At 62.3% G+C, this 26,104-nt stretch carries 23 protein-coding genes; 9 read left to right on the top strand and 14 right to left on the bottom strand.

Annotation, left to right across the window (positions count from 1 at the left end; translation table 11 throughout):
- From AC4BCN_RS27085 to AC4BCN_RS27065, 5 genes are all read left to right on the top strand, one after another.
- Window positions 1–930 (top strand): ABC transporter permease subunit, encoded by a 930-nt coding sequence (locus AC4BCN_RS27085; RefSeq protein ID WP_490492180.1) that lies wholly within the window; start codon window positions 1–3, stop codon window positions 928–930.
- On the top strand, window positions 927–1,772 hold the full coding sequence (locus tag AC4BCN_RS27080; RefSeq protein WP_034746027.1) for an ABC transporter permease: 846 nt from the start codon (window positions 927–929) through the stop codon (window positions 1,770–1,772). The genes AC4BCN_RS27085 and AC4BCN_RS27080 overlap by 4 nt, the downstream gene beginning before the upstream one ends.
- A gap of 196 nt (window positions 1,773–1,968) precedes the next feature.
- Entirely contained in the window at window positions 1,969–3,456 is a 1,488-nt protein-coding gene (locus AC4BCN_RS27075) for an aldehyde dehydrogenase (RefSeq protein WP_338679909.1), read from the top strand.
- 176 nt (window positions 3,457–3,632) lie between these two features.
- Window positions 3,633–4,925 carry a type II toxin-antitoxin system HipA family toxin gene (locus AC4BCN_RS27070; RefSeq protein WP_338679908.1) on the top strand — a complete coding sequence of 431 codons (1,293 nt, stop codon included), beginning with the start codon at window positions 3,633–3,635 and terminating at the stop codon, window positions 4,923–4,925.
- Window position 4,926: 1 nt separating this feature from the next.
- The gene (locus AC4BCN_RS27065; RefSeq protein ID WP_070301047.1) at window positions 4,927–5,259 is read left to right on the top strand and encodes a helix-turn-helix transcriptional regulator; all 333 of its coding nucleotides are present in this window, start codon (window positions 4,927–4,929) and stop codon (window positions 5,257–5,259) included.
- Window positions 5,260–5,424: 165 nt separating this feature from the next.
- Here AC4BCN_RS27065 and panB read toward each other — a convergent pair whose 3' ends face one another.
- The 6 genes from panB to AC4BCN_RS27035 form a co-directional block, all read right to left on the bottom strand.
- The gene (gene panB, locus AC4BCN_RS27060; RefSeq protein WP_338679906.1) at window positions 5,425–6,300 is read right to left on the bottom strand and encodes a 3-methyl-2-oxobutanoate hydroxymethyltransferase; all 876 of its coding nucleotides are present in this window, start codon (window positions 6,298–6,300) and stop codon (window positions 5,425–5,427) included.
- Window positions 6,301–6,409: 109 nt separating this feature from the next.
- A complete protein-coding gene (folK, locus tag AC4BCN_RS27055) occupies window positions 6,410–6,886 on the bottom strand; it encodes a 2-amino-4-hydroxy-6-hydroxymethyldihydropteridine diphosphokinase (protein ID WP_319990562.1) in 477 nt (158 codons plus the stop codon).
- On the bottom strand, window positions 6,886–8,262 hold the full coding sequence (gene pcnB / locus AC4BCN_RS27050; protein WP_338679905.1) for a polynucleotide adenylyltransferase PcnB: 1,377 nt from the start codon (window positions 8,260–8,262) through the stop codon (window positions 6,886–6,888). The genes folK and pcnB overlap by 1 nt, the downstream gene beginning before the upstream one ends.
- Complete coding sequence (locus AC4BCN_RS27045; protein ID WP_034747702.1) at window positions 8,255–8,926, bottom strand: histidinol-phosphatase; 672 nt, start codon at window positions 8,924–8,926, stop codon at window positions 8,255–8,257. Before AC4BCN_RS27045 ends, pcnB begins: the two co-directional genes overlap by 8 nt.
- The gene (gene hda, locus AC4BCN_RS27040; protein ID WP_046684405.1) at window positions 8,926–9,594 is read right to left on the bottom strand and encodes a DnaA regulatory inactivator Hda; all 669 of its coding nucleotides are present in this window, start codon (window positions 9,592–9,594) and stop codon (window positions 8,926–8,928) included. The genes AC4BCN_RS27045 and hda overlap by 1 nt, the downstream gene beginning before the upstream one ends.
- A gap of 76 nt (window positions 9,595–9,670) precedes the next feature.
- A complete protein-coding gene (locus tag AC4BCN_RS27035; RefSeq protein ID WP_034746048.1) occupies window positions 9,671–10,753 on the bottom strand; it encodes an AI-2E family transporter in 1,083 nt (360 codons plus the stop codon).
- 188 nt (window positions 10,754–10,941) lie between these two features.
- Here AC4BCN_RS27035 and purM point away from each other — a divergent pair, with 188 nt between their 5' ends.
- Window positions 10,942–11,985, top strand: coding sequence for a phosphoribosylformylglycinamidine cyclo-ligase (gene purM, locus AC4BCN_RS27030; RefSeq protein WP_034788683.1), 1,044 nt, complete (start codon window positions 10,942–10,944; stop codon window positions 11,983–11,985).
- 64 nt (window positions 11,986–12,049) lie between these two features.
- On the opposite strand, the gene AC4BCN_RS27025 is transcribed toward purM, so the two are convergent.
- On the bottom strand, window positions 12,050–13,381 hold the full coding sequence (locus AC4BCN_RS27025) for an MFS transporter (RefSeq protein ID WP_338679903.1): 1,332 nt from the start codon (window positions 13,379–13,381) through the stop codon (window positions 12,050–12,052).
- A 127-nt stretch (window positions 13,382–13,508) separates the two neighbouring features.
- On the bottom strand, window positions 13,509–15,125 hold the full coding sequence (locus tag AC4BCN_RS27020) for a GMC family oxidoreductase (RefSeq protein WP_319990565.1): 1,617 nt from the start codon (window positions 15,123–15,125) through the stop codon (window positions 13,509–13,511).
- A 163-nt stretch (window positions 15,126–15,288) separates the two neighbouring features.
- Between AC4BCN_RS27020 and AC4BCN_RS27015 the strand changes: the two genes are divergently transcribed.
- Window positions 15,289–16,125 (top strand): IclR family transcriptional regulator, encoded by an 837-nt coding sequence (locus tag AC4BCN_RS27015; protein ID WP_083292463.1) that lies wholly within the window; start codon window positions 15,289–15,291, stop codon window positions 16,123–16,125.
- Here AC4BCN_RS27015 and AC4BCN_RS27010 read toward each other — a convergent pair.
- From AC4BCN_RS27010 to AC4BCN_RS26985, 6 genes are read right to left on the bottom strand one after another with little or no spacing between them, the layout of a single operon-like run.
- Window positions 16,122–17,336 (bottom strand): 6-phosphofructokinase, encoded by a 1,215-nt coding sequence (locus AC4BCN_RS27010; RefSeq protein ID WP_070301051.1) that lies wholly within the window; start codon window positions 17,334–17,336, stop codon window positions 16,122–16,124. The two genes, AC4BCN_RS27015 and AC4BCN_RS27010, sit on opposite strands and share 4 nt — an antisense overlap.
- A gap of 33 nt (window positions 17,337–17,369) precedes the next feature.
- Window positions 17,370–19,391 carry an alpha/beta hydrolase family protein gene (locus AC4BCN_RS27005; RefSeq protein ID WP_338679902.1) on the bottom strand — a complete coding sequence of 674 codons (2,022 nt, stop codon included), beginning with the start codon at window positions 19,389–19,391 and terminating at the stop codon, window positions 17,370–17,372.
- 41 nt (window positions 19,392–19,432) lie between these two features.
- Window positions 19,433–21,481, bottom strand: a complete 2,049-nt coding sequence (locus AC4BCN_RS27000; RefSeq protein WP_490492179.1) for a sodium:solute symporter family protein — start codon at window positions 21,479–21,481, stop codon at window positions 19,433–19,435.
- Window positions 21,478–21,792 carry a DUF4212 domain-containing protein gene (locus AC4BCN_RS26995; protein ID WP_485881751.1) on the bottom strand — a complete coding sequence of 105 codons (315 nt, stop codon included), beginning with the start codon at window positions 21,790–21,792 and terminating at the stop codon, window positions 21,478–21,480. The genes AC4BCN_RS27000 and AC4BCN_RS26995 overlap by 4 nt, the downstream gene beginning before the upstream one ends.
- Complete coding sequence (locus AC4BCN_RS26990) at window positions 21,785–23,326, bottom strand: sensor histidine kinase (protein WP_223278869.1); 1,542 nt, start codon at window positions 23,324–23,326, stop codon at window positions 21,785–21,787. The genes AC4BCN_RS26995 and AC4BCN_RS26990 overlap by 8 nt, the downstream gene beginning before the upstream one ends.
- Window positions 23,323–24,057, bottom strand: coding sequence for a response regulator (locus AC4BCN_RS26985; RefSeq protein ID WP_034746066.1), 735 nt, complete (start codon window positions 24,055–24,057; stop codon window positions 23,323–23,325). Before AC4BCN_RS26985 ends, AC4BCN_RS26990 begins: the two co-directional genes overlap by 4 nt.
- A 255-nt stretch (window positions 24,058–24,312) precedes the next feature.
- Here AC4BCN_RS26985 and recA point away from each other — a divergent pair, with 255 nt between their 5' ends.
- Together recA and recX are read left to right on the top strand one after the other, a co-directional pair.
- Complete coding sequence (gene recA / locus AC4BCN_RS26980) at window positions 24,313–25,416, top strand: recombinase RecA (RefSeq protein WP_076565922.1); 1,104 nt, start codon at window positions 24,313–24,315, stop codon at window positions 25,414–25,416.
- A gap of 203 nt (window positions 25,417–25,619) precedes the next feature.
- On the top strand, window positions 25,620–26,075 hold the full coding sequence (recX, locus tag AC4BCN_RS26975; RefSeq protein WP_139090627.1) for a recombination regulator RecX: 456 nt from the start codon (window positions 25,620–25,622) through the stop codon (window positions 26,073–26,075).
- The last annotated feature ends 29 nt before the right edge of the window (window positions 26,076–26,104 follow it).

The following is a 26,104-nucleotide window of genomic DNA, read 5'->3' as shown; positions in this document are numbered from 1 at the left end:
ATGACGTCCCTCCTGCAATCGCTGCGTAGCCTGGTCACCCTGCGTTGGGCCACCGGGCGCAACGCCGTCATCGCCGTGCCGTCGCTGTTCCTGGCGGCCGCCTTCCTCGTGCCCTTCCTGATCGTGCTGCGTATCAGCCTGTCCGACATGGACACGGCGGGCAGCCCGTTCGGCGGCTTGCTGTCGTACGCCGACGGCATCGTCGTGCTGAAGGTCAAAATCGCCAACTACCTGTTCATCGCCGCCGATGAACTGTATCTGCTTACCTACCTCAGTTCCATCAAGTACGCGGCGATTACCACGGCCATTTGCCTCTTCATCGGCTACCCGTTCGCCTACTTCATGGCGCGCGCCAAACCGTCGATCCGCCCCGTGCTGATGATGCTGGTGATGCTGCCGTTCTGGACCTCGTTTCTGCTGCGCGTGTATGCGTGGAAGGGCATCCTGGCCAACCACGGCTTGCTCAACGATCTCTTGATCGCGCTCGGTGTCGTTCAAGAACCGCTGCACATGATGAACACCTCGTTTTCGCTGGTCGTCGGCATGGTGTACGCCTATCTGCCCTTCATGATTTTGCCCCTGTATGCGAACCTGGTGAAAATGGACATGCGCTACCTGGAAGCGGCGGCCGACCTGGGCGCCACGCCCTTGCAGGCGTTCTGGCGCATCACCGTGCCCCTGTCGAAGTCGGGCATCATCGCCGGCGCCATGCTGGTCTTCATTCCGTCCGTGGGCGAATACGTGATTCCCGAGCTGCTGGGCGGCCCGGAAACCCTGATGATCGGCCGCGTGCTGTGGGATGAATATTTCACCAATAACGACTGGGCCATGGCGTCGTCCGTGACGGTGCTGGTGGTCTTGCTGATCCTCGTGCCGATGGCCATTTTTAACAAATACAAGACGGAGCAGGACGCGGAGGAGCGCACATGAACGGACGTACTTTCCTGCAGCGCTGGTTCGGCCGCGGCTGGCTCTCGCTCGGCTACCTGTTCCTCTACCTGCCCATCATCGTGCTGATCGTCTTTTCCTTCAACAGCTCGCGCCAGGACATGGTGTGGAGCGGCTTTTCGCTGCGCTGGTACAGCGAGTTGATGAGTGATACGGAAATCATTTCGGGCTTCGGTTTGTCCCTGAAGATCGCTTTCATGTCGGCTACGTCGTCCGTCATCCTCGGCACGTTTGCCGCCTTCGCCTTGACCAGCTACCAGCGCTTCCGTGGCCGTACCTTGTTCTCGTCCATGGTCAGCGCGCCACTGGTGATGCCGGAAGTGATCATCGGTCTGTCCCTGCTGCTGATGCTCGTGTCCATGCAAAAGGTCTTCGGTTTTCCCGAGCGGGGCGTGCTGACCATCTGGCTGGGCCACACCTTGCTGGGCATGGCGTATGCGGCCGTGGTGGTGCAATCGCGCCTGCAGGAGATGAGTAAATCGCTGGCCGAAGCGGCCATGGACCTGGGCTGCCGCGCGCACCAGGTGTTCTTCCTCGTGACCCTGCCGAACATCACGCAGGCACTGGCGTCCGCCTGGCTGCTGACGTTTACCCTGTCGCTCGACGACGTGGTGCTCTCGGCTTTCCTGTCCGGCCCCGGTTCGACGACGATGCCGCTGGTGATCTTCTCGCGCGCGCGCCTGGGGCTTGATCCGCGCGTGAACGCCATCGCTGCGCTGACGATCCTCGTCGTGACGCTCGCCGTGATCGCGTACGCCGTGATGCTGGCGCGCGCCGACCGCAGACGGCGCAAGCAACTGTCCGCGGCGTATTTGGAAGACTAAGTAGGTCGTGGGAAATTATTGTGAAGTTATGACGAACAGAACCGGATGCTCTGCAAGGCGCCCGCTGCGACGCAGTGCGAGCACTGCTAGCAGCGGGCAACGCCGCAGAGCGCCGGGTATGGAAGTCAGAAATAACAATAATTTATTACGCCCTACTTAGGAGTAAGCTGGCGTTTTCACCTTGCAGGAGACGACCATGACGGAAAACACCAGCTGGCATGCGCGGGCCGCAGCGCTCACGATCGATGGCCGCGCCTTCATCAACGGCGAGCGCGTTTGGGCCACATCCGGCCAGACTTTCGACAATCTGTCGCCCATCGACGGGCGCTTGCTGGGGCAGGTGGCCCGCTGCGATGGTGCGGATGTGGATGCGGCCGTGCAGGCCGCCCGCGCCGCCTTTGACGACCGCCGCTGGGCAGGAAAATCGCCCGCGCAGCGCAAGCGCGTGTTGATCAAGTTCGCCGACCTGGTGCAGAAATACGGTCCCGAGCTGGCCCTGCTGGAAACCCTGGACATGGGCAAACCGATCAAATACAGCCAGAGCGTGGACGTGGGCGCCACGGCCAACTGCCTGCGCTGGTATGGCGAGGCGATCGATAAAGTCTACGATGAAATCGCACCGACCCCCGCCAACAGCCTGGCCTTGATCACGCGCGAACCGGTGGGCGTCGTCGCCGCCATCGTGCCGTGGAACTATCCGATGATCATGGCCGCCTGGAAGATCGCTCCCGCCCTCGCGGCCGGCAACAGCGTGATATTGAAACCGTCCGAAAAATCGCCGCTGACGGCGCTGCGCCTGGCCGACATCGCGCTGGAAGCGGGCGTGCCGGCGGGCGTCTTCCACGTGCTGCCAGGTTACGGCAACGAGGCCGGCGCCGCGCTGGCGCTGCACATGGACGTCGATTGCATAGGCTTTACGGGTTCCACGCGCACGGGGAAATTGATCGTGCAGATGGCGGGCCAGTCGAACCTGAAACGGGCGTGGACGGAACTGGGCGGCAAGTCCGCCAACATCGTGTGCGCCGATTGCCCGGACCTGGACAAGGCCGTGGCGGCTGCCGTCGATTCCATTTTCTTCAACCAGGGCGAAAGCTGCAACGCGCCCTCGCGCCTGTTCGTGGAAGAATCGATCAGGGAAGAATTTATCGCCAAGGCGCAGGCCATGCTGCCCCGCTTCCAGCCCGGTGACCCGCTCGACGAAGCCACCGTCATGGGCGCGATCGTTGACTCCACGCAGATGAAGACTGTCATGGGCTACATCGCTTCCGGCAAGCAGGAGGGTGCGCAGCTGCTGGGCGGCGGCGAGGCCGTGCGCGCGGAGACGGGCGGCTACTATGTGCAGCCGACCATCTTCGGCGTGGATACGAGCATGACGATCGCGCGCGAAGAAATCTTCGGCCCTGTCCTGTCCGTGCTGGGCTTTACGGATATCGCCGAAGCGGTGAAGCAGGCCAATGCCACGCCGTACGGCTTGCAGGCGGCCGTGTGGACGTCCGACATCACCAAGGCCATCCAGACGGCGCGCGCCCTGCGTGCGGGCACCGTGCACGTCAACCAGTACGATGGCGATGACATCACCGTGCCATTTGGCGGTTATAAACAGTCGGGCAACGGGCGCGACAAGTCATTGCACGCGCTGGACAAGTACACGGAATTGAAGACGACGTGGATACAGGTGGGATAATTTTTAAAATAGAACTTAAAAGGACTAATTTATGGTATTAATGGATTAAAATAGTTCTTTTAGGATCCATTAAAGTTTTCATGGCGATGTATTTTTTTAGAAATTGGATCGTATAAGTGCTAATTTAAGGATAAACTGAACACAATTAGTTACTATAAGATCCAATTGGAGCCGTCATGCACTGCCATTTTCAAATTTTTCATGATGATGCATGGCACGATTGCGCATCGCTGACTTTGCTTGATCCTGCAGGCGGCAATCCACGCACCGGTACCCTGTTCGAGTATGACCTCGATTATGCCTTCTTCAAGCTTGAGAGTGGACCTGTCTCGCTGCGGTTCCCCGTCACGGCAGAAATGCAGAAGCTGGCGCAATGGCCAGCTTTTATCTTTGACCTGATTCCCCAGGGAAGCGGCCGGACATATCTGCTTGGGCAGCTTCAACTGGCCGATGGTCCGGCTGCCGATTTTCCGCTTGCGTGTGCCGGTGCATTCAATCCAGTCGGGCGCGTGCGCATCGCCGAGGCCGTGCAGTACTACGCACACCATATGAATCGCCACGACAAGGGCAAGCCGCAGACCGGCTTTTCACTGGAGGAGATTATAGGTCGCGGCGATGCCTTCAATGAGCGCATGCTGATGCATAGCATGTTGGCCGCTGGCAGTCTGGGGGTACAAGGAGCGGCGCCGAAATATTTGCTGACCACGGACCATGCTGGTCTCTGGCATGCCGATGGCGCTCTGGCGGACAAGTATGCGGCTGCACATTTCATCGTCAAGCGTCCGCGCGGAAAGACCGCCAGCGACGCCAAGGTATTGAGAAATGAAGCCGCATACATGACTGTGGCGCGCGCGGTGGGCTTGCGCACCGAAGGCCAACTGCGCTACCAGGACGATACCTTGTTCATTCCCCGTTTTGACCGCCGCATCCGCGATGGAAAAGTGCTGCGACTGCATCAGGAAAGCGCCGCTTCGCTGGCAGGTATCGTTGGCTTTGAAGCCACGCCCAGCCAGTTTGTATTATTGCAGGCGCTGCGCGCCGTCGTCAGTGACAAGACTGCGGAAACCATTGAATTTCTCAAACGCGATATCTTGAACCTAGCCATGCGCAATACCGATAATCACGCACGCAATACGGCGGTACAACAAGTGGGTGCCGAGGTGCGCCTCACGCCGCTGTTCGATTTTGCACCGATGTATCTGGACCCGGATGGCATACCACGCGCGGCGCGCTGGTATCACCCGGATACCCAAAACGAGCTGCATGACTGGACGACGATACTGGCTACGATCGGCATGACGGACGTCGAGCGCGAGCAGGTTCGCCTCGCGCTATACGGATTTGCCCAGCAACTGACTGCGCTGGAACAGCATATGCAGGAGGCAGGCGTGGATGATGACATCATTGCTTTCCTTCGGCCACATATAGCCGGGCAGCTCGAACAGCTCAAGACATTGGGGGAGCACTGACATGGCGCGTACCAAAAAGACCGTTGACAAGGAGGAGCTGCGGCAGCGCAGGGCGGTGCTTTACGAAGCCATTGAAGCAGGAGCCATCACGCTACAGCACGCCGTCAAGGAAATGCGCGCCATCTCGCGCATGACGCAGGCAGAGTTTGCGACGCACCGGGGCGTGAGCACAAAGGTCATCAAGGAAATCGAGAGCGGCAAGGGCAATCCAACCATCCAGACGCTGAACCGCATAGGACAGTTCTTTGGACTGGAGGTGGCGTTTGTACGGACAGAAACGCTGCGCGAAAAAAAAATCGCCCCGGCAAGTACCGGGGCGATATCGCCTCAATAGGCTAAGTAATCCTCAGGAAATTATTGTGAAATTATGACGAACATAGCCGGATGCTATGCAAGGCGTCCGCCGCGACGCAGTGCGAGCACTGCGAGCGGTGGGCAACGTCGCAGAGTGCCGGTTATGGAAGTCAGAAATCACAATAATTTATGGGGGTTACTTGGATCAGAAGCAGTGTTCCAGCGCCGGGAAGCTGCCATCCTTGACGGCTTTCACATAGCCGGTGACGGCGTCGTCGATGCTGGCGGCGCCTTCCATGAAGTTGCGCACGAAGCGCGCTTTGCGGCCTGGGAAGACGCCCAGCATGTCGTGCATGACGAGCACCTGGCCCGAGCAGTCGGGGCCTGCGCCGATGCCGATCGTCGGTATCGTCAGCATGTCCGTCACTTCCTTGCCCAGCTGCGTCGGCATCGCTTCCATCAGTACGATGGCGGCGCCCGCGTTTTGCAGCGCCAGCGCATCGTTCTTCAGTTCGGCCGCGCTTTCCGTGCTCTTGCCCTGTACTTTATAGCCGCCCAGCTGGTGCACGGATTGCGGTGTCAGGCCGATGTGGGCGCAGATGGGGATGCCGCGCTCGGTGAGGAAACGGACCGTTTCGGCCAGCCAGGCGCCGCCTTCGATCTTGATCATGTGCGCGCCAGCCTGCATCAGGATGACGGCGTTCGCATAGGCTGTTTCAGGCGTGCCGTACGCGCCGAACGGCAAGTCGGCCATGATCATGGCCGACTTGCTGCCGCGCGCGACGGACGCCGTGTGGTAGGCCAGTTCGGCCACGGTGACGGGCAGGGTGGAATTGTGGCCATTGCAGACCATGCCGAGCGAATCGCCGATCAGCAGGATCTCCACGCCGCAGCGGTCCATCAGGGACGCGAAGCTGGCGTCATAGCAGGTCAGCATGGTGATCTTTTCGCCGGCGGCGCGCAGCGTGACCAGCGTGTGGATGGTCACGGCCTTGTTGGCGACAGGCTTGGCTGGCGCCGGCGCCGGTGTGGCGGCCTTGTCTTTGGCTGCCAGATCTGTTCCTTGCAAATAAGCGGACATAGGTATTCTCTAGAGTGAAAGGGGGTGATGCGATTGCGACGCCGCTAGTGTAGTACTTTATGCGGCGTGCTGCAGGGGCGGCATTGTAGTGTATGTCCGGCGCCGTGGCTCAGAGCTGGCTGATGGCCTGGTCGGCGACGCTTGCCAGGAAGGCTTGCGCCGGCCCGCGTCCGGGCACGACGATGGCGGGCGTCAGGGCCAGCAGCGGCACCAGCACGAAGGCGCGCTCGGTGAGGCGCGGATGCGGCACCGTCAGGGTGGCGCTGGCGATCTGTTCATCGCCGTACAGCAGCAAGTCCAGGTCCAGCGTGCGCGGGGCATTGCGGTAAGGCCGCTCGCGCCCGTGCGCCGCCTCGATGGCGTGCAGCGCCAGCAGCAGTTCTTCAGCCGGCAAGGTGGTTGTGATGCGCGCCACGGCGTTGATGTAGTCGTCACCGCTCGAATCGATGGGCGCCGTGCGGTAGCTGGCCGAGGCGTCGACCAGCGATGCGCCGGGCAGGCGCGCCAGGCGCGCGATCGCATCCTGCACGTTGGCGCGTGCGTCGCCCAGGTTGGCTCCGATGCCGATGTAGGCGGTGACCGTCATTATTTGCCGCTGGTGCTGCCGGTGGTCGAACCTCCGCCCGTGCTGGTCTTGCTGCGCGTGCTGCGGCGTGGCGGGCGCTTCTTCTTGACGGCCCCCGGTGCGGCATTGGCGCTGACAAGCAGCGCTTCGCGCGTTTCCTCGTCGCCTTCATAAAAGGCTGTCCACCATTCGCCGATGTCCATGTCGATCTCGCCCGAGGCGCAGCGCAGCAGCAGGAAGTCGTAGCCGGCGCGGAAGCGCAGGTGCTCAAGCAGTTTGTACGGCGCCTTGCCGACGCGGCGCTCGAAGCGCGGCTGCATCGACCAGATGTCGCGCATGTCGGAACCGATCTTGCGCTGCAAGGCCAGTTTTTCCGTTTGCGAGTCGAGCACGTCGTCGGCCGCCAGGTGCAGCGCGGGAATCGTCGATTCGCCTGCGGCGCGGTAGGCCGTCCATTTTTCCAGTACCTGGTGCCACAGCAGCGAGGCAAACAAGAAGCCTGGCGAGACGGTCTTGCCGGCGGCGATGCGCTGGTCCGTGGCGTCCAGCGCCAGCGTGACGAATTTCGCGCCCAGCGGCTGTTCCAGCACCACGTCGAGCAGCGGCAGCAGGCCGTGATGCAAGCCTTCCTTGCGCAGCTGCTGCAGGCAAGCCAGCGCGTGGCCGCTCATCAGGAGTTTGAGCATTTCGTCGAACACGCGCGGCGCGGGCACGTTGTTGATCAGCGGCGCCATGACGGGAATCGGAGCGGCCGTATGCGGCTCGATGGTGAATTTCAGCTTGGCGGCGAAGCGCACGACGCGCAGCATGCGCACGGGATCTTCGCGGTAGCGTTCTTCCGGCTTGCCGATCATGCGCAAGGTCTTGGCGCGGATGTCTTCCACGCCGCCGTGGTAGTCGAGTACTTCCTGCGTGGCCGGGTTGTAATACATGGCGTTGATCGTGAAGTCGCGGCGCAGCGCGTCTTCGTGCTGCAAGCCGAAGGTGTTGTCGCGCAGGACGCGGCCATGTTCATCCTTGGGCGCGGAGTCGGCACCGGCGCCGCGGAAGGTCGTCACTTCCAGCAAATCCTGGCCAAACATCACGTGCACGATCTGGAAGCGCTTGCCGATGATGAAGGCGCGGCGGAACAAACGCTTGACCTGTTCCGGCGTGGCGTTGGTGGCGATGTCGAAGTCTTTCGGTTTCACGCCCAGCAGCAGGTCGCGCACGGCGCCGCCGACGACGAAGGCCTCGAAGCCCGCTTCCTGCAGGCTGCTGGTGACGCGGATGGCATTCGACGACACCAGTTTCGGGTCGATTCCGTGTTGCGCAGGACCGAGCACGATGGGTGCCGTGGTGTCGCGCGCTGCCTCTTTTTTAACGCCGAGGATCTTGCGGATGAATTTTTTAATCATTGAATAAGTGAAGTGATGGCCAGCCGTGGAGGGATGCGTGTGCGCTCAAAGCGGTGTTGGGGTTGGTCGCGACCGGGTGGGTCACGACCGACAGCAGGGGAATGTCGTTGTGCGAATCGCTGTAAAAATAGCTGCGCTCGAACTGCCCCAGTTCCTTGCCCATCTTTTCCAGCCAGGCGTGGGTGTGGGTCAGCTTGCCCGCGCCCAGGGTCGGCGTGCCGACCAGTTTGCCCGTGACGTTGCCTGCGTCGTCATATTCGGGCATGGCGGCCAGCAGATGCTCGACGCCCAGCGCATCGGCGATGGGTTTGGTGATGAAATGGTTGGTGGCCGTGACGATGGCCAGCAGGTCGCCCGCGTCCTGGTGCTGTTTCAGCAGGGCCACGACTTCCGGACGGATGACCGGCATGACCACTTCCGCCATGAATTGCCGGTGCAGCGCTTCCAGGCGCTCGCGCGGGAATTGCGCCAGCGTGCCGAGCGAGAATTCCAGGTATTCCACCGGATCGAGCGTGCCGGCCTGGTATTGCGCGAAAAATTCGTCGTTGCGGCGGGTGAATTCGGCGGCGTCCACGGCACCGATGCGTACCAGGAATTCGCCCCACTCGTGATCCGAGTCGATGGGCAGCAGGGTGTGGTCGAGGTCAAACAGGGCCAGATTCATCATTCTTTCGCTTCCGCCTGCAGCAACTCGCGCAACAATGGCAAGGTGATCGGGCGTTGGGTTTCAAGGGAGTAGAGGTCGAGAGAGTCCAGCATCGTCGACAGCGAACGCATGTCGCGCCGGAAATGGGACAGCAGATAGGGTAACACGCCGGGCGACAAGGTCAAGCCGCGGGTGGTGGCCGCCTGGGTCAGGGCGGCGATTTTTTCTTCGTCGGTCAAGCCGTGGATCTGGTAGATCAGGCCCCAGCCCATGCGCGTGCGCAAGTCTTCGCGTACGGGCAGCACGGCGGGCGGCACGGCGCCGCTGCAGACCATGAATGCCTTGTTGGCGCGGATTTCATTGAACAGGGCAAAGGCATCGATCTGCGCCAGCGGCGACAGTTTTTCGCAGTCGTCGAGCAGGTACAGGTCGACGTCAGGCGAATATACGAATTCGGACTCGATCGAGAATGGCGAAATGTAGCGCGCGCGCTCGGTGCTGGCCAGGGCCTTGAGCAGGTGGCTCTTGCCGGCGGCCAGTTCGCCCCACAGGTAGGCAAAATGTTCGCGCGAAGTGCGCGCGGCGAACTGGCGCATCAGCTGCGCCACTTCGGCATTCTGTCCCACCTCGAAGGTATCGAGGCTGTGCGCCTGGTCTGTGCCTAAATCGAGCACCAGTTGTTTCATGGCGTACGCCTTGTCCTGTTTTTCATTACTGCATGTGCATCGTGGTATTGCTAGGTTGATATGATATCCGCTTTTACTAGGTATTATAGAAGCTGCTGGAGAGGTAGTGGCGTCTTAGATGCTTAAAAGCGACCATCAGGACGGCAGAAGCGGGTAAAGCAAGCAAAACGCCGACGAAACCGAACAATTGTCCGAAAGCCAGCAAGGCAAAGATCACGGCCAGCGGATTTAAACCGATGCGCTCGCCCACCAGGCGCGGCGTGAGGAAAAAGCCTTCGATGACCTGGCCGCAGCCGTAGATGACGGCCACGGCGATGACGCCGCTCCAGTCGGCAAACTGCAGCAGGGCGGCGATCAGCGCCAGCATCAGGCCCAGTCCGAAGCCCAGGTAGGGGATGAACACCAGCAAGCCCGTGATGATGCCTACAGGCAATGCCACTTCAAAACCGGCGATGGCCAGTGCCACCGAGTAATACGTGGCCAGCACCAGCATGACGAGCAACTGGCCGCGCAGGTATTGCGCCAGCAGGGTGTCGACTTCCTGTGCCATGCCCACCGTGCGGCCGACCCAGCGGCGCGGCACGGCGCCGGCGATGCGCGCGAGCATCGGATGCCAGTCCAGCAACAAATAAAACAGCACCACGGGAATCAACACCACGGTGGCCAGCCAGCCCAGCACGGCTGTGCCGCCGATGCGGGCCGAGGCGAGCACGGTGCTCCAGATTTCATCGCCGCTGGTGGCCATCTGCTGGCTCAGCATGCGCTTGATGCCCGTGCCGTCCAGGCGCACGCGGATACCGAGGTCGCGCAGTTTTGGCGCCAGGAATTCGTTCGCCTTGCTGAGGAATTGCGGGATTTGCGCCTGCAGCAGCGGGATTTCCTTTTGCAACACGGGCACGACGATCAGCACGAGCGCCGTAATGGCGAGGAAAAACAACACTACGACGACCAGCACGGCCAGCGGACGGGGCACATAAAAGCGCTTGTAATGGAGGCGCTGCAAGCGGTCGACGCCGGGATTGAGCACGTAGGCGAGGATGGCGGCGGCCAGGAAGGGCGTCAGGATGGGGCCGAGGCTGACCAGCAGCAGCAAAAATGCCAGCCAGACCGCGATCCAAAATGCTGTTTGCTTCTGTTCGGCGGTGATGGCGAATGGCATGTAGTTTGTACTGTTGCGTTAAAAAAAGGCAGTTAATTACGAAATAGCGGGGCTATTTGATAAAATAGCGACTTGATCGACCGAATTCACCCGCTGGCGCCCTGCCGCACGATGTTGAAAAACATGCTTGCGCGCGCGTGCCGGCGGGTATCCGCCTTCTATTTTACCGCCTCCGCTGCCACCACACCATGAACCAGACTTCTAATGTTTCCCTTTCCTACCGTGACGCTGGCGTCGATATCGACGCAGGCGACGCTTTAGTCGAAGCAATCAAGCCGTTTGCCAAGCGCACCCTGCGCGAAGGCGTGATGGGCGGCCTGGGCGGTTTTGGCGCCATGTTTGAAATCAGCAAGAAGTACAAGGAACCGGTGCTGGTCTCGGGTACCGACGGCGTCGGCACCAAATTGCGCCTGGCGTTCGAACTGAACCGCCATGACACGGTCGGCATTGACCTGGTCGCCATGAGCGTCAACGACATCCTGGTGCAAGGCGCCGAGCCGCTGTTCTTCCTCGACTACTTCGCTTGCGGCAAGCTGGACGTGGCCATTGCCACCGACGTCATCAAGGGCATCGCCCAAGGTTGCGAACAAGCCGGTTGCGCGCTGATCGGCGGCGAAACGGCGGAAATGCCGAGCATGTACCCGGCCGGCGAATACGACCTGGCAGGTTTTGCCGTCGGCGCCGTGGAAAAATCGAAAATCATCGACGGCACCAAGATCGCCCCGGGCGACGTGGTGCTGGGCCTGGCCTCGTCGGGCGTGCACTCGAACGGTTACTCGCTGGTGCGCAAGATCATCGAAGTGGCGAAACCTGACCTGGAAGGCGACTTCCACGGCCGTAAACTGGCCGACGTGCTGATGCAGCCGACGCGCATCTACGTCAAGCCGCTGCTGGCGCTGATGGATGCCATGGAAGTCAAGGGCATGGTGCACATCACCGGTGGCGGCCTGGTGGAAAACATCCCGCGCGTGCTGCAGCCTGGCCTGGTGGCCGAGCTGGATTCGAAGGCATGGACCATGCCGCCGCTGTTCACGTGGCTGCAACAGCACGGCGGCGTGGCTGACGCCGAAATGCACCGCGTCTTCAACTGCGGCATCGGCATGACCGTCATCGTCTCGCAAGAGAACGCGGACGCCGCCATCGCCCAGCTGCAAGCGGCCGGCGAAACCGTGTCGCGCATCGGCACGATCCGCGCTCGCGTGGGCGACGAGCATCAGACTATCGTCATCTAAGTTGTAGCTTGAATGGAAAAGGCAGGCACTCGCGAGAGGCCTGCCTTTTTTACGTCCCGATGTCTTACCTTGCGTGCGCCGTCTTCATGTGGACATCCGGCTGCGAGCCTCCTTTCCCGATCATGGCCACGCTGACGGCCGAGACGAGCGAGGCGAACAGGATGTAGCCGACGATGTGCCACGGCTCGCCATTGCCCGTCTTGAGCAGGTAGGTGGCGATGATGGGTGTCAGGCCGCTGGCGAAGATGCCCGAGAACTGGTAGACGAAGGAGATGCCCGTGTAGCGCACCTTGGCGTCGAACAGGTCGCAGAACAGGGCCGCTTCCGGGCCGTACACGGCCGAATACAGCACGCCCAGCGGGATGATCACGGAACACCACAGCAGCAGCGGATTGTCGGCATGGTTGAGCATGATCCAGAAGGCGGGAATCGACGAGAGGCCCGTGATCAATGAACCCCAGAAAAACACCTTGCTGCGGCCGATGCGGTCCGACAGCCTGCCGAAGAACGGAATGCAGAAGCACATCACGACGGCCGACGCCATCACGCCCATCAGCGCTTCCGTGCGGTCGATCTTGATGGTGTTGGTCAGGTAAGTGATGGAAAACACGCCGAAGATATTGAAGAATACGCCGTCGATATAGCGCGCACCCATGCCCTTCAAGACATTGCCCGGATAGCGTTTCAGCAGGTCGAAGAATGGAATCTGCGTCTCCGCGTTCTTTTCCTTGACGGCCTGGAACTCGGGCGTTTCCATCACGTTCAAACGTATCCACATGCCGATGAAGACGAGGGCCGCCGACAGGATGAAGGCGACGCGCCAGCCCCAGGACAGGAATTGCGTATCCGTCAGCGTGTACGACAGGATCGCCACCACGCCCGAAGCGAGGCACAGGCCGATGGCCAGGCCGATCTGCGGCAGGCTGGCATAGAAGCCGCGCTCCTTTGGCGGCGCATATTCATACGCCATCAGCACGGCGCCGCCCCATTCGCCACCGAGGCCGATACCTTGCAGCACGCGCAGGAACAGCAGCAGGCCAGGGGCCCAGTAGCCGATATGGTCGTAGGTCGGCAGCACGCCGATCAGGAAGGTGGATATGCCCATGATCATCAGGGTCATCACCAGCATGCTCTTGCGGCCGATCTTGTCGCCGAAGTGGCCGAAGATCACGCCGCCGATGGGGCGCGACAGAAAGCCCACGGCGAAGGTGCCGTAGGCCAGCATGGTCGAGACGAGCGGATCGCCGCCCGGGAAATACAGCTTGCTGAACACGATGCCGGCCACGACGCCGTATAAAAAGAAGTCATACCATTCGATGGTGGCGCCGATCACGCTGGCCATCACGACTTTCCGTAGCTCTTTGGCCTTTTTCGGATTGCTCGTATTGTTATCCATAATATCTAGTCTCCTATCGATATCGATTATGTGTTTTTTCTGATGCCTGGCTGATTGCCAAGTCATTGAGGGGCGGGCCGCTCTGCCCGCCGCTGGCATCCTCCTTTGGGAACGGAATGGGGTAGAGTCAAGCCGCCTTGGGCAGGCGCACGGCGTCCGCCAGTATCATGTCGGCCGCTTTTTCGGCGATCATGATGGTGGGCGCGTTCGTATTGCCCGAGACGATTTCCGGCATGATCGACGCGTCGACCACGCGCAGGTTCTGCATGCCGTGCACGCGCAGACGCTCGTCGACGACGGCCATGGCGTCATGCCCCATCTTGCAGGTGCCGCTCGGGTGGTAGATCGACTGGCTGAAGCGCCGCGCCGCGTCCAGCAGTTCCTCATCGCTCTGGAACTGCGGGCCGGGCACGAACTCGGAAATGATGTGCGGCGCCAGCGACGGGGCGGCGGCGATTTTTCGGGCCACGCGCAGGGCGGCAACCGCCGTCTGCTGGTCGCGCGGGTCGGACAGGTAGTTCGGGTAGATGCCAGGATAAGCGAGTGGATCGGCGGACTTGATCGACACGTGGCCGCGGCTGTGCGGGCGCAACTGGCACACGGACGACGTGAACGCGGAAAACGGATGCGCGCCTTCGCCCGGCTTGTCGGCGCTCAGCGGCTGCATGTGGAACTGGATGTCGGGCCGTTCCACGTCGGGCGACGACTTGGTAAACACTGTCACCTGGCTGGCCGCCAGGGTCAATGGCCCCGAGCGGGAAAACACATATTGCATGCCCACCCACAGCTTGCCCCACAGGCTGTTGACTTCATCGTTCAGGGTTTTCAGCCGCGTCTTGAAGACGAGGCGGATTTGCAGATGGTCTTGCAGATTCTGTCCCACGCCGGGCAAGTCGTGCACGAGCGGCACGCCCACTTCATCGAGCAGGGCGCGCGGTCCCACGCCCGAGCATTGCAGGATTTGCGGCGAGCCGATGGCGCCCGCGCAGAGTATCACTTCGCCGCTGGCGCGCGCCTGGCGCAGCTGGCCATCCTGCTGATATTCGATGCCGACGGCGCGCTTGCCCTCGAACAGCACGCGCGTGATTTGTGCGCGCACTTCCACGCGCAGGTTGGCGCGCTTGCGGGCGGGGCGCAAAAAGGCTTTCGCCGTGCTCCAGCGCAAGCCCTTGCTGGCTGTCTGCTGGAAATAGCCGACACCTTCCTGCGTGGCGCCGTTGTAATCGGCATTGAAGGGGATGCCGCTTTCCGTGGCGCCCGCAATAAAATGCTCGGCGATGGGGCGGCGCAGCCGCAGGTCCGACACCTTTAACGGACCGCCCACGCCATGGTAATCGCTGGCGCCGCGTTCCTGGTCCTCCGATTTTTTAAAATAGGGCAGCACCTCGGCATAGCTCCAGCCTGCATTGCCGAGTTCGGCCCAGCGGTCGTAGTCTTCCTTCTGGCCCCGCACGTACAGCAAGCCGTTGAGCGAGCTGGAGCCTCCCAGTACCTTGCCGCGTGGCCATTGCAACTGGCGCCCGGCGATGCCGGCGTCCGCTTCCGTGCGGTAGCACCAGTCGAGCTTGGGATCGTGCATGGTCTTGAAATAGCCGACCGGCACGTGTATCCAAGGATTGTTGTCCTTGCCGCCCGCTTCCAGCAGCAATACCTGATTGTTGCTGTCGTGCGACAGGCGGTTGGCCAGCACGCAGCCGGCGGAACCGGCGCCGACAACGATGTAATCGTAGTGTATTTGCAACATTGTTCTTGTCTCCTGCGTTGCGGTATCGCACCGCCTCGGCGGGCGTTTTTTGCGATACACTGGTCTTTATTGGTTATTTTTGGAACGTCTGGTTCCATTTATAAAAGACGTGCGGCACCGGGACAAGCGGAAACAGCCGCATACGCGAGAGGTGAAACAGAACATGCATGATGCGTTTCAAAAACGGCCGGGCGAGGCCGAAGAGGGTGGTCAAGTGGAGACCGGCACGACGGCGAGCCATGGCGACGAGGCGCGGGGATTGCGCGTGCTGCGTTTGATCGAGCATCTGGCCAGCGCCAGCCAGCCCCTGACCCTGTCGCAGCTGGCCGCGCGCATGCAAGTGCCCAAGGCCAGCATGATGCGCTTGCTCGATACCCTGGAGCAGCATGGCTATGTGCTGCGCACGCCCGTGGGACGCGGCTATGTGCCCGGTGCCGCCTCGACCAACCTGGCGCTGGCGACCCTGCGCAACAATGCCCTGATCCGCGTCAGTCGCAGCATCCTGGGCAGCCTGGTGGCCATCACGGGCGAGACGTGCAACCTGGCCATTCCCGAAGGCAATGCGATCGTCTACGTGGACCGCGTGGAAACGCAGGAACCGCTGCGCCTGCATCTGGTGCTGGGCAGCCGGGCGCCCATGCATTGCACGGCCAGCGGAAAGTTATTCCTTGCGCACATGAGTTTGCTGGAGCGGCGCGAGCTGCTGGCCATGCTGACCTTGGAAGCGCGCACGCCGAAAAGCATTACCGACCCCGTGTTGCTCGAGCGCGAGATCGTGCGCATCGCCAGGCTGGGCATCGGCATCGACGACGAGGAATTCGTGCACGGCATGGTGGCCGTGGCCGTGCCCATCTGCGCGGCCGACGGGCGCATCGTGGCGGCTGTCGCCTGCCACGCGCCCGTGGCACGCAAATCCGTGGAGCAATTGATGCAGCACGTGCCGCAGCTCAAGGAGGCGGCCGTGAAACTACGGCCGCTGTTGCTGGCGGAAAACAGCTAGGGTTTGAGCACCTTCGCCACTTTCGCCGCGCGCAGGCGGAAGGCATCGGGCATGCCCGAGCCCAGCAGCGGGCGCAGATACAGCCTGAAAGCATCGGTCACGTCCGTGCCGCTGGCGCTGATGAATTCGTCTTCCATGGTGCGCGTCTTGCCCGCAACCTCGGTAAGCGGCAGCAGCTCGTAATCGACGGAATAAAAGCCCGTGCGCTTGATGGCCACGGAACCGTCGCGGTCGCCCCACATGGCGAATTGCACCGCCTTTTCACCCACTTCGCGGGCTTCGCGCTGGTCCACGTCGGAAACGCAGCCGATGAAGGAACGCTGAAGATAGCCGAAGGTGTCGCCGCGCACGCGCTTGATGCCAAGTTTCGCCTTGATTTCGTCGCACAGCAGGTCGGCCAGCGCGCCCGTGCCCGACAATTGCACATTGCCATGCGCATCGCGTTCGACTTCTTTCGCCAGCAGGCTGGCGATCGGTTCGCCCGAGGCGTCGTGGATGCCTTCCGAGACGGCGATCACGCAGCGGCCATATTTTTCATAGGTCGCCTTTACGTCGGCAAGAAACTGTTCCAGCACGAAGACGCGCTCGGGCAGGTAGATCAGGTGCGGGCCATCGTCGGGGAACTTCTTGCCCAGCGCCGAGGCGGCCGTCAAGAAGCCCGCGTGGCGGCCCATCACCACGCCCACGTACACGCCGGGCAAGGCCGCGTTGTCGAGGTTGGCGCCGGCGAACGCTTGCGCGACGAAGCGCGCGGCCGAGGGGAAACCCGGTGTATGGTCGCTGCCCACCAGGTCGTTGTCGATGGTTTTCGGGATGTGGATGCAGCGCAGCGGATAGCCGGCCTTGTGCGCTTCCTCGCTGACGATGCGCACCGTGTCGGACGAGTCGTTGCCGCCGATATAAAAGAAATGTTCGATCTCGTGCGCGCGCAGCACTTCGAAGATTTGCTGGCAGTAGGCGATGTCGGGCTTGTCGCGCGTGGAACCGAGGGCCGACGATGGCGTGGCGGCTACCAGTTCCAGGTTGTGGCTGGTTTCCTGCGTCAGATCGACGAATTCTTCATTGACGATGCCGCGCACGCCGTGCAGCGCGCCATACACGCGCGTGACATGCTGAAAGCGCCGCGATTCGAGCACCACGCCCACCAGCGACTGGTTGATGACGGCGGTGGGACCGCCTCCCTGGGCAACAAGAATTTTTCCAGACGGCATGGGATTTCCTCGTAAGTGGAACGGCCCTCCAGCCTACTCCTTTTTTGTCGGGACGCTGTCTTTTCCGATAGTCCTGTCGAGGAATTTCTCCACCCGACCCCAGAAGTCGATGCGGTTCTTCGGCAATGTCCAGCCATGGCCTTCCTCGTCGTAGACCACCCATTCGACATCGCGGTTGTGCTGTTTGACGGCCGCGTAAAACTGCTTGCCGTGGTACAGCGGCACCCGCTGGTCGGCGGCGCCGTATGCCAGCAGCAGGGGCTGGGTGATGCGCGCCGCCTGGGCGATGGGGGAGGTGGCCTGGAACTGGGCCGCGTTGGCCGTCCGGTCGCCAATCAGCTCGGGCATGCCGTACTGTTTCCAGTCATCGCCGAGGTCGGACTTGAAACTCCAGTGGCCGCTATACAGCAGGTTGATGTCGGTCACGCCCACCCAGTCGATGGCGCAGCGGAACAGGTCGGGATCGTTGACCAGGCCCATCAAAGCGGCATAACCGCCATAGCTGGCGCCGGCGATGCAGATGCGGCGCGGATCGGCGATTCCTTCGGCGATGGCCCAGCGCGCGCCATCGGCGAGATCGTCCTGCATCTTCAAGCCCCATTGTTTCCAGCCGGCGCGAAAATGCTTGGCGCCAAAGCCTGTGCTGCCGCGAAATTCCGGTTGCAGCACGGCATAGCCACGCGAGGCAAGAAATTGCACTTCGGCATTCCATTGCCAGGAGCTGCCGCGCACATACGGGCCGCCATGCACGAGCACGACCAGCGGCAGCTGCTTGCCGGAAGTCGCGGCGGGCACGGTGAGCCAGGCGGGAATGGACAGGCCATCGCGCGCCTTGTAGCGCACCAGCTGCTGCTCGCTCATCTGCGCCGGCTTGATGAGCGGCTGCGCTTCGCCGATGATGCTCAGCTTGCCCGTATCGCTGTTGAACAGCGAGAATTTGCCCGGCTGCCGGTCGGAATACGAGGTCACCAGCATGAAGGGCGTGGCGGGGCGGGCCGCCAGCGAAACCAGGTTGATGGTCGATGGCAGCAGGGCGTCGATGCGCGCCTGGGTGGCCGTCATGGCCGGGTCGAACCAGCGCGTGGCGCGCGCATCGCTCAGGTGGCGCACGCCCAGCAGCTTGCCTTGCCCGACGATCAGACTGCCGCTGAAGTCATAGCCGTCGAGCGAGATGATGGGCGTGGGCACGATGCGGCTGCTGGCCAGGTCGTAGGCATGCACGGACAGCGTATCGCTGCCCATGCGGGCGCTCACATACAGGGTGCCGTCCGGGCCGAAGGAGAGCGGGGTGAAGGCGTCGGGGCCGCCGAGGTAGGCGTCGAACTGCGCCAGCGTGCGCCAGGCGCCGCTGGCCGGATCAAGGTACTGCACGCTTTCGATATTGCGCTCCCGGGTCACGGCCAGACGCGGTTCGCCATGCTGGTCGAGCAGCCAGCGGCGCACCTTGCCTGGCGGCTTGACGGCCGTGCTGCGGCCCGTGAGCGTATCGAGCTGCCGCAAGCCTTCGTAGTCGACTTCGCCCGTCGAGGCGTACACGGTGCTGCGCACATACACGGCCTGGGTATCCTGCGCACCGCGCTGGCCCGTCAGGTAGGTATGCCAGGGCAGCAGTTTATAGATCGAGGTGGAGGCATCGGGCATGGCGCTGCGGGCGGCCAGCTGGCGAAAGTTGCCGCCGTCGCGGTTGACGGCAAACAGGCCCGGCCCGAAACGCATGTCGCCGGGCGCCGTCTGGCGGTCGCGCGTGTTCAGGATCAGGCGTTCGTTATTGACCCATTCGACGTCGCCCACGTCGACATCGCTGAATTGCGCCACGACCTTGATGCTGTTATCGAGCAGGTTGACGATGGCCAGCCGTTCGCGATTGTTCGCGCCGCTCACCTTCACGGCCAGATGGCGCGCATCGGGCGACAACTGGGGGCCGCTGAATTCGGGGTTGGCGAAGAAGGCCGACAGTGGTGGCGGCGCGATGGCCGTGTGCGCTTGTGCGGAAAGGGCAAACAGGCTGGCGCAGGCGGCCAGGATATGTAGCAGACGCAAGAAAGCCTGGGGCATGGTGTGTTGTAACCTGGAATAAAAAATTGACCTATGGACGCTCACTCCGGCGCCCGGATATGTTCGACCAGCCCTGTGCTGCGGCGTCCCGGCGCCGGCGTCAGCCAGCTGACGAGGATGGCGGCGGCCAGGCCGGCCGGCACGCCGAAGATACCGGCCGAGATGGGCGCGATATGGAACCATTGACCGCTGGCATTGCCGCCCAGCATGGTGCTCGTGTGCAGCATGTAATACAGGCATACGCCAAAGCCCGTCAGCATGCCGGCCAGTGCGCCCTGGTAGTTGGCGCGTTGCCAGAAGACGCCCAGCACCAGCGGCGGGAACAGGGTCGAGGCGGCCAGGGAAAAGGCCACGCCCACCAGCGACAAAATGTCCGCCGGCTTTTGCGAGGCCGCATAGGCGGCGATGAAGGCCACGGCCAGCAGCAGCAATTTTGAAATCGTCACGCGCTTTTGCGTCGAAGCCGTGGGATCGACCACCTTGTAATAGACGTCGTGCGACAGGGCGTTGGAGATGGCCAGCAGCAAGCCATCGGCCGTCGACAGGGCGGCGGCCAGGCCGCCTGCCGCCACCAGGCCGGAAATGACGTAGGGCAGGCCGGCGATCTCGGGCGTGGCCAGCACCAGCACGTCGGCATCGATGGAAATTTCCGCCAGTTGCACGATGCCGTCGCGGTTGACGTCGACGATGCTGATCAGGGGACTGAGCTTGTCCACGTTGGCCCAGTACGACACCCAGGTGGGCAGGTTCGCGTATTGCGTGCCCACGAGCGCCGAATAAATATCGTACTTGACCAGCACGGCCAGCGCGGGAATCGTGAGATAGATCAACAAGATGAAGAACAGGGTCCAGAACACGGACACGCGCGTTTCGTGCACGGAGGGCGTGGTGTACGATCGCATGAGGATATGCGGCAGGGCGGCCGTGCCCAGCATCATGCAAAACACGAGAGCCAGGAAATTGTTGCGCTTGATGTCGGACTGTTCGCGGTCCGCAGCGGGAAACGGCTGCGCGTGCGGAATGATCGGCTCGGCGCGTTTCTGGTTCTGCGCCTGGGCTGCCTGCCACAGCACGCGTGCTTCGTCCGGACTTTTCGGATAGGCGATCAGGTAGCGCTCTGCGTTGCGGATGTCGAACAGCGAGGTATTGCGCTGGCGCAAACTGTCGAGCTGGCGCTGGGCCGTCAGGCGGCCTTGTTCCCAGGAACCGGGCAAGCCGTCAATGCGCGCCTGGTAGCTTTGCGCGCGCTGGCGGAAGATGGCGCGCACTTCGTTTTCTTTCGGGTCCGCTTCCAGCACGTGTTCGCGCGCGCTCAGTTGCGTCAGCACCTTGCCGTAGGCGATCTGCGGCACGGGATTGTCCGCATGCTTGACCGACAGCCACATGGCGGGAATCAGAAAGGCGACGAGGATGATGATGTACTGCGCCACCTGTGTCCAGGTGATGGCGCGCATGCCGCCCAGAAAGGAGCACACGAGAATGCTGGCCAGGCCCAGAAAGATGCCGACGGAAAAATCCACGCCCGTGAAGCGCGAGGCGATCAGGCCGACGGCGTAGATCTGCGCCACCACATAGGTAAACGACACGATGATGGTGGCGGCCACGGCCACCACGCGCACGCTGGCGCCCCGTTTGTCGGTGCCGCTGCCGTAGCGGGCGGCGAGGAAATCGGGAATCGTGTACTGGCTGAATTTGCGCAGGTAGGGCGCGATCAATAGCGCCACCAGGCAATAGCCGCCCGTCCAGCCCATGATGAAGGCCAGGCCGTCGAAGCCGTTCAGGTACAGGCCGCCGGCCAGGCTGATGAAGCTGGCCGCCGAGATCCAGTCGGCGGCCGTGGCCATGCCGTTGAACATGGCTGGCACCCGGCGCCCCGCCACATAGTATTCGGTGACGTTCGAGGTGCGGCTGATGACGCCGATGGTGGCGTACAGGGTGATGGTGACGAGCATGAACAGGTAGCCGATCCACGCGCGCGGCATGCCTTCCTGTTCCAGCACGGACAGGGCCAGCAGGAAGGCGGCGAAACCGGCCGTAAACAGCAGGTAGTAGCGGCTCAGCCGGGCAAAGAAGCTGCGCTGGCCGCTCATGCGTGCTCCTCGGCATGGAAGTCCCGGTCGAGGCGCCGCATGCGCCACGCATAGAAGGCGATGATGGCCAGGTACACGAGCGAGGCGCCCTGGGCCGCCATATAGAAGGGCAGCGGCCAGCCGAACAGGTTCAGGTGCAGCAGCTCGCGCGCATAGAACACGGTCAGGAAGCCCGTCAGCAGCCACACCAGCAGCAGGATGGCCGTCAGGCGCCGCGTCTTGCGCCAGTGCATATCGCGGCGCGCCTGCAGCTCGGGGCTGGGCGTGCGCGCCGGCCGCGTCGGGGCAACGGGTGGGCTCGGCTTATCCATACGTGACGTCATCCTCTTCTGGCGCGTCCGGCAACAGCAGGGCGATGCTCAGGCGCAGCAGGGTGCCCGGCAGCTTCGGCGACTGCGCGCGCGGATTGTTAAAAATATCGACTTCGGCGCCGTGCTGCTGGGCAATTTCGCGCACGATGGCCAGGCCCAGGCCGCTACCGTCGACATTGCTGCCGAGAATGCGGTAAAAGCGTTCGAACACGTGCGCCCGCTCGGCCGGCGCAATGCCTGGCCCCGTATCTTCCACTTCCAGGATGGCCAGTTCCAAGGTGCTGCGCACGCGCACCGTGACGCTGCCACCGGACGGCGTGTAGCGCAGGGCGTTGTCGATCAGATTGCTCAGCAGCTCGCGCAGCATCATGGGATTGCCGGAAATCATGATCGAATACGCGGGCTGTTCGAAGCCCAGGTCGATATGCTGGGCAAACGAGGCTTGCACCCAGTCCTGCACCACGCCGCGCGCCAGTTCGCTCAGTTCGATCGGCTCGAACGCCGTGCCCGCCTGCGGCTGGTTTTCAGCGCGCGCCAGGGCCAGCAACTGGTTGACGAGGCGCGTGGCCGCTTCCGAACTTTTCGCCAGCTGCAGCAGCGAGCGGTGGATCTCGTCGTGGTCGGTCTGGCGCAGGGCCAGCTCCGATTGCATGCGCATGCCGGCCAGCGGCGTTTTCATCTGGTGCGCGGCATCGGCGATGAAGCGTTTCTGCATGTCGATCGACAGCGACAGCCGCGAGAGCATCTCGTTGAGCGAACCGACCAGCGGCGTGATTTCCTCGGGCACCTGGCCCGATTCGATTGGACTCAAATCGTCGGGCGGCCGGGCGCGTATGCGCTCCTGCAATTGCGCCAGCGGCGACAGGCCGCGCGCCAGGGCAAACCAGACGAGGGCCAGGATCACGGGCAGGATGATGAACTGCGGCAAAATCACGCCCTTGATGATTTCATTGGCCAGCTGGGCGCGTTTTTCCAGCGTCTCGGCCACTTGCACCAGCGCGCGGCTTTGCTCATCGTCGTTGCTGGAAGGAATATCGAGATAGCTGAACGCCACGCGCACGGGCGTGCCGTGGATGGTGTCGTTGCGGAACAGCACCATGCCGCTGCGGTATTTGTCGGCGTCCTGCGGCGGCGGCAAATCGCGGTCGCCGGCCAGGTATTCGCCGCGCGGGCCCACCACCAGGTAATACAGGGTGTCGACATCGTCGCCGCGCAGCAAGTCGCGGCCGTTATTATTGCTGCTGTTCTTGTCCGGCGCGCGGCGCAGCATGGCGCCATCGGCCTGCTTGACCTGCTGCGTGAGCACCGTCACGCTGTCTTCCAGCGCATGGTCGAATGGTTGATTGGCGATGCTCTTGGCCACCAGATAGGTGATGGCGATGCTCATCGGCCACAGCAGCAGCAGGGGCGCCAGCATCCAGTCGAGGATTTCGCCGAACAGCGAATGCTCGATCGTGTCGTCCTGCTCCGTGGTGGGCGGCTCGAACCAGTCGTCGTCGTCCGGCTCGTCCGCTGGCGCCTCGCGCGCCTTCACTTGCTGGCGGGTCCGCTGGCCGGGCTTGCCGACTCGCCCGCTTCGGCGTTCAGGCGCGCCGCTTCCGAGTATTTTTCCAGGCAATAGCCGAGGCCGCGCACGGTGGCGATGCGCACGCCACCCACTTCGATCTTCTTGCGCAGGCGGTGCACATACACTTCGATGGCGTTGTTCGACACTTCCTCGCCCCATTCGCACAGGTGGTCGACCAGTTGCTCTTTCGAGACGAGACGGCCGGTGCGGCCCAGCAAGATTTCCAGCAAGCCCAGTTCGCGCGCCGACAGGTCGAGCATCTGGTCGTTGATGTAGGCGCTGCGCCCCACCTGGTCGTAGCTGAGGGGGCCGTGCTTGATGATGGTGGCGCCGCCGCCGGCGCCGCGGCGCGTCAGGGCGCGCACTCTTGCCTCCAGTTCCGACAAGGCGAACGGCTTGGCCATATAATCATCGGCACCGAGGTCGAGGCCATTCACGCGTTGTTCGATGGAATCGGCGGCCGTCAGGATCAGCACCGGCAGCAGCGAGGCGCGCGCGCGCAGGCGGCGCAGCACTTCCAGGCCGGACATTTTCGGCAGGCCCAGGTCGAGGATCAGCAGGTCGAATTCCTGGGTGGACAGGGCCGTGTCGGCCTCCTGGCCCGTCTTGACGTAGTCGATCGCATAACCGGACTGGCGCAGCGAGCGGGTCAGGCCGTCGGCCAGAACGCTGTCATCTTCGGCAAGTAAAATACGCATGGTGCACTTCCTATGCTTTGCGGCGGTAGAAGCTTGTATTGTGTTTCATTTTCCGCAAGGTGGCGAATTTTTATGAAAATCCGCGGATGTATTGATCTGTTTCAAAACAAATCCACGTTCCGCTTGCATTGATCACTGTTTTTTTATACAGTACTGTCTGTGTAAAGAATTTAACCCACTGGCGCTATCGCAGGCTGCATGGTTCACGTAGATGCGTCACGTGAATCCGCAACTGTAGAACGGCTGAAAGAACATATGGACGATAAAAAAGCTGTAGTACCCGCATCGGAAAAAGCCAAGGCGCTCGCCGCCGCACTGGCGCAGATCGAGAAGCAGTTTGGCAAAGGTTCGGTCATGCGCATGGATGCCAGCGCACCGATCGAAGAAGTGCAAGTCGTGTCGACCGGTTCGCTCGGCCTCGATATCGCGCTGGGCGTGGGCGGCTTGCCGCGCGGCCGCGTGGTGGAAATCTACGGTCCGGAATCGTCGGGTAAAACCACCTTGACCCTGCAAACCATCGCCGAAATGCAAAAACTGGGCGGCACGTGCGCCTTTATCGATGCCGAGCACGCGCTCGACGTCGGTTATGCGCAAAAGCTGGGCGTGAACCTGCACGAATTGCTGATCTCGCAACCGGACACGGGCGAGCAAGCGCTGGAAATCTGCGACGCCCTCGTGCGTTCGGGCAGTGTCGACCTCGTCGTCATCGACTCCGTGGCCGCACTGACGCCACGCGCCGAGATCGAAGGCGACATGGGTGATTCCCTGCCAGGCCTGCAAGCGCGTCTGATGTCGCAAGCCCTGCGCAAGCTGACCGGTTCCATCAACCGCACCAATACCTTGGTCATCTTCATCAACCAGATCCGCATGAAGATCGGCGTGATGTTCGGCAGCCCGGAAACAACCACCGGCGGCAATGCGCTGAAATTCTACGCCTCCGTGCGCCTGGACATCCGCCGCACCGGCTCGATCAAGTCCGGCGATGAAGTGATCGGCAACGAAACCAAGGTCAAGGTCGTCAAGAACAAGATCGCGCCACCGTTCAAGGAAGCGCACTTCGACATCCTGTACGGCGCCGGCACCTCGCGCGAAGGCGAAATCCTGGACCTGGGCTCGGATGCCAAGATCGTGGAAAAATCCGGTTCGTGGTACAGCTACAACGGCGAACGCATCGGTCAGGGCAAGGACAACGCCCGCGCCTTCCTGCAAGAGCGTCCTGCGCTGGCCCGCGAAATCGAAAACAAGGTCCGCGCGTCGCTGGGCGTGCGCGAACTGCCGCCGCTGGCTGCTGAAAAGCCGGAAAAAGCGGACAAAGCCGCCGACAAGGCTGCCAAGGCTGCGGAAGCCAAGGCAGAGTAGGTCGGATTAGCGCGGCAAAGCCGCGCGTAATCCGACAACACTACAGACGCCAACAATGTTGTCGGATTACGGCCCAGGGGGCCTAATCCGACTTACGCATGGCTTGTCGCAAGGTAGGACCCTGATCGCCGTCCCGCGCTGTTGCGCCGGGCGGCGATTGTGTTTGGGTGATGTGATCGTGGAATGAAAGACAAGGTGGGTGTATGGCCGCAGTACAACTAAGCCTGAAGGGCAGGGCGCTACGCTTTTTGTCGATGCGTGAACACAGCCGCATGGAATTGCGGCGCAAGCTGCAGCGCCATGCGCAAGAGGGCGATGATGTGGAAGCCTTGCTCGACAGTCTGGAGCAGGCCAACTGGCTGTCGCAGGAGCGCTTTTCCGAGTCGCTGATCCACCGCCGCTCGGCCCGCTTCGGCAATAGCCGCATCATGGCCGAACTGCAAAGCCATGGCATCGGCGGCGAGGCGCTGCAGGAACTCAAGGCGGGCCTGGCGGAAGGGGAAGTTGCGCGCGCCTGCGAAGTATGGCGCCGCAAATTTGGCGAGGTGGCGCAGGATGCCGAGCAGCGCAACAAACAGATGCGCTTCCTGATGCAGCGCGGCTTTTCTCAGCGCGCCGTGCAGGCGGCCTTGAAGGGCCTGGACCCCGAAGACGACTGACGCGCGCCATGGCGCGCCGGCCGGCCTCC

This window comes from Janthinobacterium sp. Bl 1, assembly GCF_058215535.1.
Note: the sequence above shows the minus strand (reverse complement) of the source record. Positions and strands in the feature narration are given on the sequence as shown.

What these genes read in the sequence shown, in the direction of transcription:
- AC4BCN_RS27085 (WP_490492180.1), top strand. Translation starts at nt 1, where the DNA reads ATGACGTCCCTCCTGCAATCGCTGCGTAGCCTGGTCACCCTGCGTTGG.
- AC4BCN_RS27080 (WP_034746027.1), top strand. Translation starts at nt 927, where the DNA reads ATGAACGGACGTACTTTCCTGCAGCGCTGGTTCGGCCGCGGCTGGCTC.
- AC4BCN_RS27075 (WP_338679909.1), top strand. Translation starts at nt 1,969, where the DNA reads ATGACGGAAAACACCAGCTGGCATGCGCGGGCCGCAGCGCTCACGATC.
- AC4BCN_RS27070 (WP_338679908.1), top strand. Translation starts at nt 3,633, where the DNA reads ATGCACTGCCATTTTCAAATTTTTCATGATGATGCATGGCACGATTGC.
- AC4BCN_RS27065 (WP_070301047.1), top strand. Translation starts at nt 4,927, where the DNA reads ATGGCGCGTACCAAAAAGACCGTTGACAAGGAGGAGCTGCGGCAGCGC.
- panB (WP_338679906.1), bottom strand. Translation starts at nt 6,300, where the DNA reads ATGTCCGCTTATTTGCAAGGAACAGATCTGGCAGCCAAAGACAAGGCC.
- folK (WP_319990562.1), bottom strand. Translation starts at nt 6,886, where the DNA reads ATGACGGTCACCGCCTACATCGGCATCGGAGCCAACCTGGGCGACGCA.
- pcnB (WP_338679905.1), bottom strand. Translation starts at nt 8,262, where the DNA reads ATGATTAAAAAATTCATCCGCAAGATCCTCGGCGTTAAAAAAGAGGCA.
- AC4BCN_RS27045 (WP_034747702.1), bottom strand. Translation starts at nt 8,926, where the DNA reads ATGAATCTGGCCCTGTTTGACCTCGACCACACCCTGCTGCCCATCGAC.
- hda (WP_046684405.1), bottom strand. Translation starts at nt 9,594, where the DNA reads ATGAAACAACTGGTGCTCGATTTAGGCACAGACCAGGCGCACAGCCTC.
- AC4BCN_RS27035 (WP_034746048.1), bottom strand. Translation starts at nt 10,753, where the DNA reads ATGCCATTCGCCATCACCGCCGAACAGAAGCAAACAGCATTTTGGATC.
- purM (WP_034788683.1), top strand. Translation starts at nt 10,942, where the DNA reads ATGAACCAGACTTCTAATGTTTCCCTTTCCTACCGTGACGCTGGCGTC.
- AC4BCN_RS27025 (WP_338679903.1), bottom strand. Translation starts at nt 13,381, where the DNA reads ATGGATAACAATACGAGCAATCCGAAAAAGGCCAAAGAGCTACGGAAA.
- AC4BCN_RS27020 (WP_319990565.1), bottom strand. Translation starts at nt 15,125, where the DNA reads ATGTTGCAAATACACTACGATTACATCGTTGTCGGCGCCGGTTCCGCC.
- AC4BCN_RS27015 (WP_083292463.1), top strand. Translation starts at nt 15,289, where the DNA reads ATGCATGATGCGTTTCAAAAACGGCCGGGCGAGGCCGAAGAGGGTGGT.
- AC4BCN_RS27010 (WP_070301051.1), bottom strand. Translation starts at nt 17,336, where the DNA reads ATGCCGTCTGGAAAAATTCTTGTTGCCCAGGGAGGCGGTCCCACCGCC.
- AC4BCN_RS27005 (WP_338679902.1), bottom strand. Translation starts at nt 19,391, where the DNA reads ATGCCCCAGGCTTTCTTGCGTCTGCTACATATCCTGGCCGCCTGCGCC.
- AC4BCN_RS27000 (WP_490492179.1), bottom strand. Translation starts at nt 21,481, where the DNA reads ATGAGCGGCCAGCGCAGCTTCTTTGCCCGGCTGAGCCGCTACTACCTG.
- AC4BCN_RS26995 (WP_485881751.1), bottom strand. Translation starts at nt 21,792, where the DNA reads ATGGATAAGCCGAGCCCACCCGTTGCCCCGACGCGGCCGGCGCGCACG.
- AC4BCN_RS26985 (WP_034746066.1), bottom strand. Translation starts at nt 24,057, where the DNA reads ATGCGTATTTTACTTGCCGAAGATGACAGCGTTCTGGCCGACGGCCTG.
- recA (WP_076565922.1), top strand. Translation starts at nt 24,313, where the DNA reads ATGGACGATAAAAAAGCTGTAGTACCCGCATCGGAAAAAGCCAAGGCG.
- recX (WP_139090627.1), top strand. Translation starts at nt 25,620, where the DNA reads ATGGCCGCAGTACAACTAAGCCTGAAGGGCAGGGCGCTACGCTTTTTG.